The sequence below is a fragment of the Bacillus sp. NPDC060175 genome, assembly GCF_042728695.1.
Lineage (GTDB): Bacteria > Bacillota > Bacilli > Bacillales > Bacillaceae_G > Bacillus_A.
Genome location: NZ_JBHWYR010000008.1, coordinates 34,831 through 51,251 on the forward strand (window position 1 = coordinate 34,831; position 16,421 = coordinate 51,251).

General features: G+C 34.0%; 12 protein-coding genes and 2 pseudogenes. 6 read left to right on the forward strand and 8 right to left on the reverse strand.

What is annotated here, in order from left to right:
• Positions 1–275: 275 nt before the first annotated feature.
• The 3 genes from ACFWDE_RS06690 to ACFWDE_RS06700 all read right to left on the reverse strand — a co-directional run bounded on the left by ACFWDE_RS06690 (position 276) and on the right by ACFWDE_RS06700 (position 3,312).
• A complete protein-coding gene (locus ACFWDE_RS06690; protein WP_377890954.1) occupies positions 276–2,528 on the reverse strand; it encodes a VapE domain-containing protein in 2,253 nt (750 codons plus the stop codon).
• 249 nt (positions 2,529–2,777) lie between these two features.
• The gene (locus ACFWDE_RS06695; protein ID WP_000611694.1) at positions 2,778–3,047 is read right to left on the reverse strand and encodes a hypothetical protein; all 270 of its coding nucleotides are present in this window, start codon (positions 3,045–3,047) and stop codon (positions 2,778–2,780) included.
• 73 nt (positions 3,048–3,120) lie between these two features.
• On the reverse strand, positions 3,121–3,312 hold the full coding sequence (locus ACFWDE_RS06700) for a helix-turn-helix transcriptional regulator (protein WP_377890956.1): 192 nt from the start codon (positions 3,310–3,312) through the stop codon (positions 3,121–3,123).
• Between the two features lie 82 nt (positions 3,313–3,394).
• Between ACFWDE_RS06700 and ACFWDE_RS06705 the strand changes: the two genes are divergently transcribed.
• On the forward strand, positions 3,395–3,865 hold the full coding sequence (locus tag ACFWDE_RS06705) for a helix-turn-helix domain-containing protein (RefSeq protein WP_071735167.1): 471 nt from the start codon (positions 3,395–3,397) through the stop codon (positions 3,863–3,865).
• Positions 3,866–3,944: 79 nt separating this feature from the next.
• On the forward strand, positions 3,945–5,129 hold the full coding sequence (locus ACFWDE_RS06710) for a site-specific integrase (protein WP_483861746.1): 1,185 nt from the start codon (positions 3,945–3,947) through the stop codon (positions 5,127–5,129).
• A gap of 296 nt (positions 5,130–5,425) precedes the next feature.
• Here ACFWDE_RS06710 and ACFWDE_RS06715 read toward each other — a convergent pair whose 3' ends face one another.
• Positions 5,426–6,661, reverse strand: coding sequence for an exosporium glycoprotein BclB-related protein (locus ACFWDE_RS06715; RefSeq protein WP_377890961.1), 1,236 nt, complete (start codon positions 6,659–6,661; stop codon positions 5,426–5,428).
• Between the two features lie 481 nt (positions 6,662–7,142).
• On the opposite strand from ACFWDE_RS06715, the gene ACFWDE_RS06720 reads away from it, so the two are divergent.
• On the forward strand, positions 7,143–7,433 hold the full coding sequence (locus ACFWDE_RS06720) for a DUF4183 domain-containing protein (protein WP_001121649.1): 291 nt from the start codon (positions 7,143–7,145) through the stop codon (positions 7,431–7,433).
• Between the two features lie 63 nt (positions 7,434–7,496).
• Here ACFWDE_RS06720 and ACFWDE_RS06725 read toward each other — a convergent pair whose 3' ends face one another.
• A complete protein-coding gene (locus ACFWDE_RS06725; protein WP_377890963.1) occupies positions 7,497–8,048 on the reverse strand; it encodes a DUF4183 domain-containing protein in 552 nt (183 codons plus the stop codon).
• A gap of 131 nt (positions 8,049–8,179) precedes the next feature.
• On the opposite strand from ACFWDE_RS06725, the pseudogene ACFWDE_RS06730 reads away from it, so the two are divergent.
• Positions 8,180–8,372 (forward strand): annotated as a pseudogene (locus ACFWDE_RS06730) (BclA C-terminal domain-containing protein); the annotation flags it as partial.
• Between the two features lie 398 nt (positions 8,373–8,770).
• Here ACFWDE_RS06730 and ACFWDE_RS06735 read toward each other — a convergent pair.
• The gene (locus ACFWDE_RS06735) at positions 8,771–9,328 is read right to left on the reverse strand and encodes a helix-turn-helix domain-containing protein (RefSeq protein ID WP_377890965.1); all 558 of its coding nucleotides are present in this window, start codon (positions 9,326–9,328) and stop codon (positions 8,771–8,773) included.
• 115 nt (positions 9,329–9,443) lie between these two features.
• Between ACFWDE_RS06735 and ACFWDE_RS06740 the strand changes: the two genes are divergently transcribed.
• Together ACFWDE_RS06740 and ACFWDE_RS06750 are read left to right on the forward strand one after the other, a co-directional pair.
• Positions 9,444–10,028, forward strand: a complete 585-nt coding sequence (locus ACFWDE_RS06740; RefSeq protein ID WP_377890967.1) for a LysE family transporter — start codon at positions 9,444–9,446, stop codon at positions 10,026–10,028.
• A gap of 1,340 nt (positions 10,029–11,368) precedes the next feature.
• Positions 11,369–12,219 (forward strand): annotated as a pseudogene (locus ACFWDE_RS06750) (collagen-like protein).
• 567 nt (positions 12,220–12,786) lie between these two features.
• Here ACFWDE_RS06750 and ACFWDE_RS06755 read toward each other — a convergent pair.
• Both ACFWDE_RS06755 and ACFWDE_RS06760 read right to left on the reverse strand, forming a co-directional pair.
• Entirely contained in the window at positions 12,787–14,583 is a 1,797-nt protein-coding gene (locus tag ACFWDE_RS06755) for an ABC transporter ATP-binding protein (RefSeq protein ID WP_377890969.1), read from the reverse strand.
• Positions 14,576–16,330 carry an ABC transporter ATP-binding protein gene (locus ACFWDE_RS06760; RefSeq protein WP_377890971.1) on the reverse strand — a complete coding sequence of 585 codons (1,755 nt, stop codon included), beginning with the start codon at positions 16,328–16,330 and terminating at the stop codon, positions 14,576–14,578. The genes ACFWDE_RS06755 and ACFWDE_RS06760 overlap by 8 nt, the downstream gene beginning before the upstream one ends.
• Between the last annotated feature and the right edge of the window lie 91 nt (positions 16,331–16,421).

Below are 16,421 nucleotides of genomic sequence, written 5' to 3' on the forward strand. Positions count from 1 at the left end.
AAAACCTTGATATGACTAGGTTTGCGGCAAGGCGAACACTAGGAACACCAGAAATCGGCAAAAGTAACAAACTGTGAATTCTTTCTACTACTCCCTCTACCTACTTCTCTATATTCTTACTTTTACACTTTTATATAGATTATGGTGTTCATAGTGTTCGCTTTTCCCTCTATCCATTGGTATGATTGGGTTTAAAGGTAGAACAGCAACTTGTGTTTTACCTGTTCACCTACGTGTTCGCTTGTGTTCACCATAACAATTACCTGTTCACTCTATTAACATGAAGGTTTACCAGCAAAAGGCGGTGTTATCCATCCTCTTTCTCTGTCTTTCCCCTTTTGCTTTCTTACTGCTCCATACTTTTTAAGCGCTGTAGCTGCATTTTTTGTATTCTTGGTTAACTCCAGTTCCTTGAAGATGACCTTACTACTCTTCCATGTCCACAAGTCTTTAGATGCCCCCCAAGAAAATCCACTTAAAATTTCAATTTCCTCATGTGTCTGTAATTCGCTTTCTTCGTTGTGTTCTTTTTGTTTCTGCGCTTCTTCACTAGTAAGTAGGTGTGAATCATCTTTTAACGCCATTGTGGCGATTTCTCCCCAAAACTGGTCAATATCCATTGCTTTCAAGTCACTTATCTTGTCACCTACGTTTATTACAGCGTACCGCCTATTCCCTGTCTTATCTTTCAAAAATTCATCGTCATTAACAGTAGCAAAGAATACTGTCATCCTCGGATATTTAACTGATAACCGTTGATATGGTCGCCTGAATTCATCAAAACTCTCTGTAAAGAACGCTTTTAGTGCTGCCTGTTCAAATTTCATTGTAGAATCTAGCTCACCTAATTCAACGGCAAAGTTACTTACTGCTTCGATTACACTGTCTTTGTTCTCTGGGTTAAGTCTTTTACCTGTTTTGAAATAATCATCATCTAGTGAGCTAAACAACAACCTAAACCAGAATGTTTTCCCACAACCTTGAGAACCTTGGAGGACAAGTACAAATTCTTGGTTCATCTTTCCACCTTCGTTGAATGCAAGTTTAACAGCTTGGATTGCCCATTTCTTCAAGTACGCAATCCCTAATTCTCTATCTGATCTAGCGTTTAATGTGGTGAAAATTTCCTCTATACGACTCTTTCCATCCCATTTCTTAGATACGTTTAAGAAATATTCAGCGACTTTGTTCTTCTTATTACAGCTAGCTAAATATAAAAGATGGTCAATTAGTTTATCTTTCGTTACGAAATAATCCATATCAATAGCTTCTTCTATAATCCCTTGTGCATGATGATCTGCTATTTCACCATCAAAATATAAATTTAATGATGATAAGTATTCACGTTTTCTTATAACATCGTAATAAATCTCTATGCCCATTGAATCTAATAACTTCTTAGTATTTTCAGCTTTAACAAGGATTTTGTTTCTGCTATTTCTTTTAAAATCTATTTCATTTTGTACTTTCGGTTCTTCTTGTTTATGAATGCCTTGTCCACCACTTATATGTTCCTCGTAATACGCCCTCACTTTTTCGTCTTTCTTACAATACTCAATCATGGCTTTATAACTAGGCTTGTCCTTCATATCCTCCGTACCATTATCTAGGTGGGAAAATTTATGTAGCCTATATAAGTCAAAACTGTTTACATTCTTACCGCTTATCGGGTCTGTTGAATGATTGCTATGTGCATGCGTACCATCGTCATAAACAATTAATCCACCTTTAGAGCTTCCTTCAACATAGGTATATCTATTGTTTCTAAATGGCTCATATTTATCTGACAAGAAGTTGTCCAAAACATCCGTTATCGAATAAATATTTGTCCATGCCCCAATCCAGTTTTGTTTTGTGCGTGGATCCGCTTTTTCATTATTTTTAAAGGTCTTGATTTCTTCATGTTGTTTTGTAATGAAGCTAGCATCAAAGAAAGGGAAGTCTTGATAATAAAATTCATAATTATCAGGGTTACTACAAGTCGGATAGTGCATGTGTCGCTCAAATTCACATGAAGTCTCATCTATCCACACTTGGAGAATATCCACTAAATATCGTGTGACTTCTTTGTAGTGCTCCGGCTCAATATCATGATGCAAAGGTATGATAACCCTGTAACGTGGATTCTCTTTTGTATGATTGTGTGTTGAATACATAGCAATCGCAAAATTTGTGAAACCCTCAATGTTCTCCCATACATTTACACCTTCTGGCACTTCATCTATATCGATTAATATAATGCTTCTGCTTTTTACATTGGCTTTATTCCTGCGATCTTGAACATATCCACCTATAAAACCACCTGCATTGCCTTTCTCATTGGTTATCATAGGTTCGCTTATCCTATTTAAAAACTCTCCGTATGCTATCTTTTGGTTAATAGCATTTGTGTTGGTAAGTGATTTAAAATTAGTTATATCTATTAACCTGTCATATTTAAGCTCTATTTTTTCTTTATGTGATGTTATAGTAGATAACACTTTCTCACCTCCTTGATGCTGAATAATGTTTTTAAAAGTAAATATCATACTTGCTTTAATATTCGATTAATTTCTTTTAAAACTTTGATTGCTTTTGGATCACCGTTTTCCGCTTTTTCTAAAATCATATGTAACTTGTCTTCACGTATTTCAGCAGTTGTCATTAAACTATTCACCTCAATTGTTTCCAAATCGACGTTGCTATAAAATATCAAGCAATTTGAATTAATAAGCATTATCCACCTAATCTTTTATGGACTTTGTTTCCTATGCACACGCCAGCCAAAGCGTTGTTGCTTACCATTCATCTACAATTTCTGTTATTACTTCAAGAGCTCGCTTATAGAACCACCAACGTTTTCTGTTGCGACGTCGCTCTATTAATCTCATACGTGGATCAGATAAAATCTCATCTTCTAGGAATCTCTTACTCATTGATGTAATTACTGCTAATTTTTCAAGATCAACCATCAATAAGGTTTCGTGAAGTTGTTGATCTATTTGCTGCAGTATGTATTCCTTAATGGCTTTTTCATCAATATTTACTTGCACATTTGCAGGAATCATATAATTACCTCATCTCAATAATTTCTTCATATAAACAATTCTTATTTACCTTTCTGTAAATTGTTAAACAAGATTAACAAGAATTATAAAAAATTTTTTCCACATCCTCTTCAAGTGAACGGGCTAATGAGAGTGCAATGGAAACACGTGTATCACCACCCTTTTCAATATTATAAAGAGTAGTTCTGCTCACACCAGAGCGTTTCGCCAATTCAATCTGCGATATTTTCTTTTTTTCTCTAACTTCTCTAAGTTTGTTAACCATGTTTACCACCTCTTGCTAATAATATATCATGGTGTTAAACTTATGTAAAGCACGATTAACAAAAAAATAAGGAGGTAATCCAATGGATGATTTCGGACAACTTTTAAGAGAACTTAGAGGTAATCATTCTTTAAGGGAAATGGCAAATTTAATAGGAATTAGTCATGTACAATTAAGTAATCTAGAAAAGGGTGTTGATCCTCGGACAGGGAAAATCAATCGCCCCTCCATTGAAACAATAAAAAAGCTAGCCAAAGCTTACAACTATGATTGTGAAACACTAATAAAGAAGGCTGGATACTTTTTTCATTTCGATGAAAATAATGCAATGAGTGCAGAGGAATGGGAAAAAGCAGAGGAAGAATGGAAGAAAACAGAGGAATATAAAGAAATAGAGGAAGAAACTCAACGAAAATGGGAACAACACTGGGAAGAGTTAGAAAAAAAAATAAAGTTTGAAAAACAAATGATAGATACATTAAATAAATTGAACGACTCCAATCTACGCCTCCTAAACGAAATGGCAAATATCATGCTTAAAGCACAAAACTAAATTTACACATGTTTTTGAATAAATCCAATACCTATCCATTCCTATGCATACGCCAGCCAAAGCAATGAAAGGAATGGTAATGGTGAAGTTACACAAATCAGCAAAAGAACCCGAAATATACTATTATTTCAATACAAAGAATGAAAAACTGTGGATGTATCGTCACAAGTATTATGACAACACAGGAAAAAGAAAAGAGAAGAAAAAAAGTGGATTTAAATCAGAAAAAGAAGCCATCAAATCTCTTTTAGAAGTGAAAGTTACAACACTACGTGGTGAATTTAAACAAGTTGAATATGATCAACTAACCATTGGAGAGTGGTTGGATATTTGGTATACCACCTATAAAAACAGTTGGAAACCAGCATCTAGGGCGCAACGTGAAATGGCCATCCGCTTACAAATGAAACCGTTGCTTGGCCATTTCAAGTTACAAACTTTGGATAGAACAACATATAAAAGAGAATTTTTAAATGTACTTGAAAAGAAGTATAAGCCAAGTACAGTTCATTTATTCCACAGCCTTTTCAAGATTGCTATTAATGCAGCTGTAGAAGATGAAATATTGTCTCGCAATCGCTTCACAAAAATCAAACTTTCAAATCATGAAACTATTAAAGAAGAAAACAATAATTATTTCACACCTGAGCAATTAGTTGAATTTTTAACAATAGCTAAACGCGAAGAAAATGCCACAAACTATACATTTTTATTAACCGTTGCATACACAGGGATTCGTAGAGGCGAAGCCTGTGGTTTACAGTGGAAAAACATTGATTTTGATAATAAAACAATAACTATTGAACGCACTAGGGATAATAAAGGTATACGATCACCCAAAACGAAAAATAGCTATAGAACAATTTTAATAGATGATGTATTAGTAAATCAATTAAAGATATACCGAAAATGGTGTATGAAGGTAATGTTGTCTTTTGGATACAAACTAAAAGACGATTCTTTTGTATTTACATCATACCAAACCGGAAAACCTATAACAGATGGCTGTGTTTTTTATGCATTTAGAAGAGTATTAAATAAAACAAAGCTTCCTGCTATAACAATACATGGCTTACGTCATACACATTGCACTATATTATTAAATCAAGGTTTAAATGTAAAAGTGATTGCCGAACGTTTAGGGAATTCTCCACAAATGATTTATGGAATTTATGGTCATGTATTAAAGGAATTAGAATCCATGTCAGTAGAGTTATTTAGCCAGAGTTTAACAGAAAATGGGGCTAATTTTGGGGCTAGTTAATAATAAACATGCTACAAATACTGATATAATAAGGCCTTTTGATACTATCGAATTCTATTTTTAATAGAATTCATCTTTTTTTGCTGACGGGGATTTTTTCAAAAGGCATTTCTTATTCCATGAACTATAAAGTGTAAATCATAAATTTGAATTTTTCTTTTATACCCACGTAACAAAGAGTAACTTTTCAATTGATTTATTTCTAATTTCCCACAAAAAATATAGTCCTTCCTAATTAAATTAGGAAGGACTATATACAAATCCCTGTTTAATTTTCAATTAAACATTGTAACAAATTAGACGATATTAATACCTGCGCTTACAAATCCAGCAACTGCAGCTATTGGACTTGCTGCTGTTAATGATACATATAATAATATTTTATCCCCAGCGGCTACTGAAATATTTTCAGCAATGATCCCTGATGCTGTGTCCAAAATAGCTATTATTGGAAATGCTGGTGTTAATAATAGAGGTGCACCCTGTACTGTAAACGTATTACTTGCTGCAGGTGCAGTTAATATTTGTATCTGCACTTGAACAGGTGATAATGGAGCTAATGCAGCTGTTGCACTAAAGAAACCTGCTAATGACGTAATAGTCCCTGCGCGTGGTGCTACAAATGCATAATCACCTACCCCTAATGCTAATGTGATACTTGTTCCACCCGCTAAAGCTACGCCAGGCTGACTAAATCCAAATCCAAGGAGAGTTCCTGTATTAGCTATTAACGCGTTAACTAACGCAGATGGTGTTGTACCTGAAGCAAACGGAATAATAGCTCCGCCACCAGTCGCACCAGTTGCTCCTGTTAAGCCTGTTGGACCTGTTGCTCCTGTTGGGCCTGTTGGGCCTGTTGGGCCTGTTGCACCAGTTGGGCCTGTTGCTCCTGTCGCACCAGTTGGACCTGTTGGACCTGTTGGACCTGTTGGGCCTGTTGCTCCTGTTGCTCCTGCTCCTGTTGCTCCTGTCGGGCCTGTTGCTCCCGTTGGACCTGTCGCTCCCGTTGCTCCTGTTGCTCCTGCTCCTGTCGGGCCTGTTGCTCCTGTTGCTCCCGTTACTCCTGTTGCTCCTGTTGCTCCTGCTCCTGGAGTAGCACCAATTAATTGAGTTAATAAGTTTAATAAAAGTTGTAAACTTGCAGGGTCAATAATTAAAGAGAAGAAGAATGGTGCAAGGGCACTGTAGAATTGTTGTAATAAAGAAAGTAATTCGCTTAAGTTTGGATTAGGGGATTGTAGTACATTGATAATACTTTGAATTAGTTGTTTTAAATAATTACCCTCTGGAGATGGTGCTAATTGATTTAGTAAATTTAATAGTTGAGTAAACAAATTGAGTAAATTTAATCTGTTTGCATCACTTGGATTTGCAAAAAATGCTGCAATAGCTGAAATTAAAGAATTTAGTAAAGTGATTAATTGTCCTAATTGAGTGCTAGTAATTGGAACTGTTTGTGGATTATTACAACATTCTGGAGTGAAAACTATCGGATTGCAGTTATTATGACCAAAACAATTATTATGTGACATTTATTTCCTCCTTACTTGTCTTATATTTGAGTTTTTCCCTACTCTAAACACTATAAAAAATGTTACTGTATAAAATGAAGTTAGATTATATATTTAACTTAGAATAGAAAACATGAATAACAATTAAGATTTACAATGCTACTTAATTATGTTCATGACTCACATATTAATTATATGTTTTTAATAATTGACTGCTTAGATTAAACACCTAAACTTAAGAGTTTATTTTATTTTTCCACGTTTATCTCTTAAGCCCCAAAATACATATTACTTTGAATACAAAAATTCTAATTAACCCTAAACATATATTCCACAAGTAACAATGTAACTTTTTACCATTAGCAAGAATTATAGCTTTACTAAAATTGTATTCCCTCTATTATCATGAAGCCGTTTCTATTATAGAAAATTCTCATACAATATAGTGGACAAGTTATTCTATATTTTGTTCCAATAAAATATTAATAGGAGTGAGAATTAACTGCCTATCATTCAACCATTTATGGCATCTAGAAGATTCACATCTACACTAGGAGCTGGAACTGGAACTGGTGCAGCCTTTGCGGTTGCTGCCACAGCTTGTTTAAACGATGCGGGTACTACTGCAACTGCTTTTCCAATTTTCACGTATTACAACCTATATGTAAACGGTATTCTTCAGCCAAGCGTGAACTCCAGTGTTACTACTGGTCCTACTGGCGCTATTACAATTCCTGGCGGAGATGCATTAGACGGCGGAATTCCAATCACAATCGAATTTATCGTCACTTAATTTTAACTACTTTAATGTAGAACAAAAAAGACAGATTCCTTATCATTTAAGGATCTGTCTTTTTTAATTAATAATGATAAATTGCAAAATAATTGAAGACCCTTGCGATGGTGGTTGATTATCCAATAAAGTTAGTTTACCAGTACTAACTTCATAAAATGGTTGTGGTTGCAGAATTCCATTGATAAATAAATTAATATATGAAACCTCACTAGGTGCTACTATATTCGTTGTCCCATATTGAGCTATCCCATCTGAATCTGTATATATAAGTTTCTCTCCATCTGAAAAAGTGTAATATAACAAATTGGTTGTTGTTATGGGGCCAATAACTCCTGTTACTCCTGTTACTCCTGTTAACCCCGTTTCTCCTGTTGGCCCTGTTACTCCTGTTGCTCCTGTTGCTCCCGTTTCTCCTGTTACTCCTGTTGCCCCCGTTTCTCCTGTTACTCCTGTTACTCCCGTTTCTCCTGTTGCTCCCGTTTCTCCTGTCGCTCCTGTTGGCCCTGTACTTCCAGTTGGAACATAAATTGGTGGAAGAGTTGGAAATGTAGGTCCAATATTCTCAGGTCCTATCCTACCTTTATTCATTGATAATTTATCATTCCGCTTCAATTCAATACCTCATTCCACATATTTTTAACTAACATACATTATTATGACTCTATTATTAAGGAATAATTTCATAACTATTCTTTTTTCTTTCAAAATGATTCATACATATAAACATTTCACCGTTTTTATAACTACTATTAAACCCTTCCACCTTACTTCCGGCTCTATTTTCCCCCGTAATATCAACTTCAAATTATAATAATAATTTAATTACTAATTTAAATTCACGTAATACAAGTCCACTTCAATTATTCGGTATATTATCAATTGTTAATTGTCAGTTGTTCAACAGATGCCTCACTAACAATTATACGAATCGATTAAAAAATGATTCAATCTTTTTTAAAATAAACATTCTTAAATACTAAAGTGTTACATATCACATCAACCATAAAGATAAGAATATTCCGATAATTACATAACATTGATGAAGCTAATAAAAAATATATTGTACTATATTCATAGTAGAAACTATCTATACTAATTTTTCCGTATATACATTATCAATTTACACTCGCCCTTACCGATGTTACATTAAATATGAAGACAGTTTCTCCTTTACGAACCATCTCTCAATACGTATTTGAGAAACGTACTCCAATCCTATACGCGAGAGCAATACTATGTTGGCACTCAAACGAGTGTCTTTTTTTTGTAATTTAACACAAAATAAAAACCACCTTGTATAGATGGTTTTATCTTTTCTATATATAAATGCACACTTATGTAGCTGGGTAATAAATTGTCATGCTTAATCGAGTCAAAGATTTCCCTAAATTATGATAAGAGTGTGATCTATCGGCCTTAAAACGAATTGAATCTCCACTATTTAATGTATATTGACAATTATTCACTTTTATTGTCAATTCACCTTCAAATACTGTTATAAATTCTTCTGCCCCTTCTTTATGCCCTTCTGAACTTAATTCACCTTCTGTTTCTATTTCAACTGTATACATTTCAAAATGTCTATCATCTTGAAAAGGAAAAGAAGGATACACTTTATATTTCCCATTATCTTCAGACAATACTTGAACATCATCCCGTAAAACAACTTTTATATCAGGCTGTGGATTATTGATTAAAGAAGTAAAAGACACTTTCAATCCATTAGCAATTTTCCATATTGTTGTTAGTGTCGGGCTTGATTCTCCTCTTTCAATTTGTCCAATCATCGTTTTACTTACACCTGTTAATTGAGAAACCTTTTCTAAACTTAATTTTTCTTTTTCTCGTATTGTTTTTAAATTTTTCGCCAAAATAAGTTGAATTTCTTCCATAAAAAAACCCCCACACTATATACAATATAACGACCGTTATGTATAATAAAAAGCACACGTTATATTGTTCTTTTCGGTCATTATAACATACAAAAAATAATAAGGGGGTTTTGAAATGCCTATATTTTCTTTTTTATTATTTGTTTTTATAAGTAGCTTCACACCCGGCCCTAACAATTTTTTAGCTATGACATACGCCAATCAACACGGGTTAAAGAGGAGCATGCAATTTTGCTTTGGAGTATCTTTTGGCTTTTTCATCCTCACTTCTTTATGTAGTTTCTTTAATGTAGTACTACTCAATATCTTACCAATAATCGAATTCCCTTTAAAAATTTTAGGTGTAACGTATATGTTATATTTAGCTTTTAAAATACTCACTAGTAAAGGCAGTACGAATCCCAGTGAAAAAGCTAATAAAAACTTATTTACAGTGGGGATTTCTCTTCAATTCATTAACCCTAAAGGGATATTATTCGGACTGACTGTAGTATCGACTTTCATACTCCCTTACTACAATTCATATTCAAGTTTTCTACTTTTTTCATTATTTCTAGGTGTAGTCGGTTTAATGAGTACATTTAGTTGGAGTTTATTTGGTTCAATATTCCAAAAACTCTTAATAAAACACAACCAATTATTTAACATCATTATGGCCGTTTTATTAGTCTTCAGTGCCGTTTCAATCGTTATACACTAATTCAATGCTCATTCTAATTTTAGATTTTTGTACTTTTTAATACCAATCTGTATTTCCTGCTCTTTGTCTTTAATGTCATAAATATTTAATTTCCACACCCATCCGTTTTTTATTAACATATCAACACCAACTAATTACTTTTCTCTAGTAGAAATCTGAGCCGGGAATCTTACTGCACACAGATCCACTCTTATTTAATCTCGTATCACCAGCCTATAACCTTTCATACCGTTTCATTGAGCACCTGATGTTGGATCCGAAATAAAATATGGTAATCCATTTGAAAAATTTTCAATTCTAGATTATCTATCTTCTAAAACAAAGAACTTAAAAAATAAAACCACAACGTAAAACATTAGTTGTGGTTTTGCTTTTTTCGTAATATTCACTTTAAAATCTATTTATAATAATACTAAAAAATACGCTATAATATAAGTTACTGTTCTTTTGGAGGAGTTTTGTAATCCTTACAGGCTTCATCATACTTTTAACAATCGCTTTAGATTTAACTCAAATACTCCTATATTCAACGCAGATAGCGCTTGAGATTATTACAATACCACGCAAACTATTTCTACCATCTGTCACTGAGGACGCTAGTTTTTGCTAACAACTCGTGATTCTAATAAACACTTTAATTACACATTCTAAATAATGATATTTTATCTCCTTATTGCTACTCAACTACTGTTTCGTTTGCATCTCCATAACATGTATAGATGAGCAGATACCCTTTAATTATCTTTGCAAATTTAATAGTGAAACAATAATTGGGGGGAGTTTTTCCATCCTCCACTCATTATTTTCCCGTAATTTGTAAAATCCCCCCTTTTTTCTGTTGGCCTTTACTTTCTAATGAGGGTCTTATATAAATATTCATTTCTAGATTTATTCCACCGTCATTCTATTAACATTTAACTTTTCTTATACACACCAAAATATATTTTTGTAGATTTGACACACATTCATATCCAACAAGCATATTTTATTGTATGGTGACTATCTAGTAATCCAATTTTTTTAATTTTATAAGATCGCTTTATTATTAATTAAAAAATCTACGACATTCTAAAACAGTATAATATGCACATAATATCTGGATTTCCTTTTCAACATAAAACTTGTCTCAGAGCGCCTTTAACAGCGCTTTTTATCTTTTAAAAAGGACTTTATTAAGATTTCGTCTAAAAACTAATATCCTAAAGTCGCGATAGCTATTTACTGTGTCCAAAATAAATTGCATTAATAATGTGAAAATTAGATATCCACAAAAATTATTACTTTACTATTTTTTCAAACATACTAGTGAGGTGATTTTGATAGATTATCAAAACAAAAATATATTTATTAAACTTCCGCTTTTAGGTATTAATCATATTATTCTCCCCCATAACCCAACTGGTCACACTGGGACTACTGGACCTACTGGGACCACTGGACCTACCGGGATCACTGGACCTACTGGGACTACCGGAACCACTGGACCTACTGGGACCACTGGCTCTACTGGGACCACTGGACCTACCGGGATCACTGGACCTACTGGGACTACCGGAACCACTGGACCTACTGGGACCACTGGGACTACTGGGATCACTGGCTCTACTGTGGGATCACTGGCTCTACTGGGACCACTGGACCTACCGGGATCACTGGGGGGCTACTGGGATCACTGGCTCTACTGGGACCACTGGACCTACCCGGGATCACTGGACCTACTGGGACTACCGGAACCACTGGGGCTACTGGGGCTACTGGATCTGCCGGTGTAGGATTAACAAACTATCTATATGTTTTTGATACTACTAACCAGTCAATTATAGTAGGGGGGAATGTTACTTTTAATACAAATGGACCTATAATTGGAACTTCCCTTACCCATGTAACAGGTACTGGAAATATTATCATTAATACAGTAGGAACATATGTAGCAGAGTTTCAACTAGAAGCTTCTCGTGAAAATCAGTTTTCCTTTGCACTAAATGGTACACCAATTCCAGGTGGACGTTTTGGTACGGGGTCACCCCATTCAATAAATCAAGGCAATGTTGCTTTTACAGCAACAGTTGTTCCTTCAACATTAACTTTAATAAATAATACTTCTTCAGCAGGTACTATCACTCTCTCAAATAGTGATGGTGGCTCTTTAACAACTGTATCTGCAAGTATAAGTATTTTTCAGGTAGGATGATTAAGTAGATTTGAAAAGTAATTCATAAAATTACAAGCAGCTTTTCTGTTTATTCGTAGTTATTAACTAGAATATTTTTCCGCCTATTAAAGGACAGCAGTACGACTGCTCGGCCTTTTTTATTCATCTTGTATACTCTCCTTTTTGTTAGTTTCGAACCATATTACTTTCATCATCAAAATAAGCAATTTCCCAAAATAGCAATTAAGCTTATTAACTTTAACTCTTTACCAATTCATCGCTTGTATAATATTTTACATTTACAAGACACCATAATATCGTGCATCATATCCACAGTATATTAAGAACCGCGCGAATTCAGGCTATGAAATCAAAGCTATTACAGATTAATCCCGCGTCAGCGGTTTTAACACACAAACAAAACTCATTCCAAGTTTGAGATAAGGATGAAATAAGATGTTTTCATAACTTTAAATTACTATTCACATATATTACCGGGGGTGCATTTAAACCCTTTAGTAAAAGCCTATTTGGATAGTTATGTTTACAAATATAAAAAATGCGGTTTCTCTTTTCTAGAGAAACCGCACCACATGAATATTATTATTAAATTTTAAACTGACTCGTATACAATTCAAAGTAAAATCCTCTATCTTCCATAAGAGATTCATGATTCCCTCTTTCTAAAATACTTCCATCCTTTATGACAAGGATTTGATCCGCCTTTTCAATCGTTTTGAGTCGGTGAGCGATTACGAAACTCGTTCTACCTCTCATTAAATTATTTAATCCTGCTTGAATTTGCAATTCTGTTCTCGTATCAATATTAGATGTCGCTTCATCAAGAATTAGTATATCTGCATCTGCTAAAATTGCCCTTGCAATCGCAAGAAGTTGTTTTTGTCCTTGACTTAAATTCGACCCTTCTGAAGCAATCTCTGTTTCATATTGTTTCGGTAAATGCTTAATAAAAGAATGTGCCGATGCAGCCTTTGCTGCATTGATTACTTCTTCATCACTTGCATTTAATCGTCCATAACGGATATTATCCATAATTGTCCCAGCAAATAAATACGTATCTTGTAAAACTACTCCTATTTTACTTCGTAAAGAATTGATATCATAATCTTTTATATCTTTTCCATCAATATGAATTTTCCCTTGCTGTATATCATAAAATCGAGTCAATAAATTTATGATTGTTGTTTTTCCCGATCCCGTTGGACCAACTAAAGCAATTGTCTCTCCAGGCTGTGCCTTAAGGCTCACTTCTTTTAAAATCGTTTTATTTTCCACATAACCAAACGAAACATTCTCAAGTTCAACATGCCCTTGTAAATTTTGTACAACGAATGCGTCTTTTTTATTTTGAATTTCTGGTACTTCATCCATAATTTCAAAGACACGTTCTCCTCCAGCAACTGCCGCTTGAATCGTATTCATTAAAGTTGCAAATTGACTAAGTGGTCTTGAAAATTGTCGAGAATAATTAATAAAAGCTGCAATGACACCTACTGTTGTCATTCCGTTTAATACCATTACCGATCCAGTTCCAATTACAAGCGCCATTCCTAAGTTATTAATAAAGTTCATACTTGGAAAAATAAATGCTGAAAACGTTTCAGCCTTCGTTGCTGAAATTCTTAGCTGTTCGTTAATTTCATTAAAGTTATGTACGGTTTCTTTTTCTTTTCCGTATAACGTAGTTACGTCTGCACCTGTAATAGCTTCCTCGATAAATCCATTTAATTCCCCTAAATCCTTTTGACGTTTCGCAAAGTTTTTGCCACTATAAACAACTAGTTTTTTTGTAACGAAAAACATAATAGGTACTGTAATTAAAGTTACAATCGCTAAAATCCAATCTAATGAAAACATCGCAATCGTTACACCTATAAATGTTAACGCTGATGAAATAATTTGTACAACACTTTGTGTCAAAGCTTGATTTAAGTTATCAATATCATTTGTCACACGGCTCATTAAATCACCTTGAGAACGTACATCAAAGAACCGTAATGAAAGCGTTTGGATTTTCTCAAATATATCTTGTCGTATTTTTTGAATTGTCTTTAATGCAACATTAATCATTACAAATGTTTGTAACCATGTTAAAAGCACCGTTACACCGTAAATTGCAATAAGTAACATACACATTCTTGCCGTACCATTTAAATCTTTCGGTACAATATATTGATCTATAATTACTCCCATAAAATATGGACCTAATAACCCAAGTAATGTCGTAATAAATACTAGAAATATAACGAACATTAGAGCAGCCTTTTCATACCCCATATAGTTCCAAATCCGCTTTACAGTTCCTTTAGTATTTTTAACTTTTCCACTCTTAGGTGCGTTACGTCCACCTTTATTAGCAAATTGCCCTTGAAAATTACGCATGTTCTTTCCCACCTTCTTTATGCAAATTACCACCTTGGGAAAGATAAATTTCCTGATATACATCACATTGTTCTAACAGTTGTTCATGTGTGCCATCACCAACTAATTCACCATTATCTAATACGAGAATTTTATCAGCATCTATTATAGATGAGATTTTAGAAGCAATTAATAATGTCGTTGTTCCTTTATATTCTGTTCTTAATGCCGATTGAATGTTGGCTTCTGACTTCGCATCAACTGCTGATGTAGAATCATCTAATATAAGAATGGATGGTTTTCTCACAAGCGCTCTCGCAATGGATACACGTTGTTTTTGTCCACCTGATAAATTCGTCGCACCTTGTGTTAAATTATAATGATACGATTCTTCCAACTTGTTTATAAACTCAGTCGCACACGCAGATGAAGTTGCTGTTTCCAATTCATCGTGTGTTGCATCTTCTTTACCATAACGTAAATTCTCTTCTATACTTCCTGAGAACAACAATGCCTTTTGAGGTACAAAACCTATTGAAGCACGCAATTTTTGTAAATCGAACATCTTAACATTTATTCCGTCAATACATATTTCACCTTGCTCAATATCATATAGGCGTGGTAATAGTTTAGCTAAAGTAGATTTACCACTTCCTGTAGAACCGATAATCCCTACTTTTTCACCTTTACGTATGCTGAATGAAATATCTTTTAAAACGTATTCATTATTTTTCGTATAACTATAACTAACATCTTTAAAATCAATATTCCCCTCGATTTTCTCAGGTTCAATTGCGTTAGCTTCGTTCATAATATCAACTTCAGTATTTAAAACTTGTTGTACACGATCCGCAGATGGAAAAGCTCGAGCAATTTGAATAAATACCATACTAATAGACATAAGTGCCATTAAAATGATATTCAAGTAGTTAATAAATGCTAAAATCGCACCTACTTGAAGAGTTCCATTAAATACTTTTTCTCCACCAATCCATAGTGTTGCGACAATCCCACCACTTACAACTAGCATAATAATTGGCATCATTAAGGAAATAAGCTGCACAGCTCGAATATTTATCTTCGTTAAATTTGTATTAACATTTCCAAACTGAGAAATTTCATATTTTTGTCTTACATACGCTTTTATAACACGTACACCAGATAAATTTTCTTGTAACTTTGTATTCACTTTATCTAATGCTTCTTGCACATTTTTAAACGTTCCACTCGCTTTACTTGCAATTAAAATAATCGCCAGTAATAAAATTGGTACAACTACAAGTAATATTGGAAATAACTCTCTCGCTGTTACAAAAACAATAATTATACTTCCGATAAATAACAAAGGGCCACGAACGAGAACACGTAAAGTCATTGTCATCGCCGATTGAATTGATGTAATATCATTTGTCACAATCGTTAATAATTTTCCGGTTCCAAATGTATCCCGATTTTCACTAGAAAATGTTTCTATTTTCGTAAACACATCTCTTCGTATGTCTGTAGCGAAATTTACAGCTGCTTTTGTAGAATACATCATACACCCAAGTCCTCCAACTAACCCAAGTGCCGCTGCTCCTATCATAAGAAGCCCCATTTTTATTACATAATTCAAATCCCTATTTGCAATCCCAACATCAATAATATGTTGCATAATAGTCGGTTGAATTAAGTCCATCACAACCTCAAGTACCATAAATAGCGGTCCAATAATAGCGAAGAACATGTATGGTTTTAAATACTGTAATAACTTGCGAAATGATTTCATACATAATCTCCTTTTTCCATGAAATTACCACTGAATAATTCATATCCCTCCTTATTTAAACCCTATAGTTTGTAATTTCTTCTTTACTTTT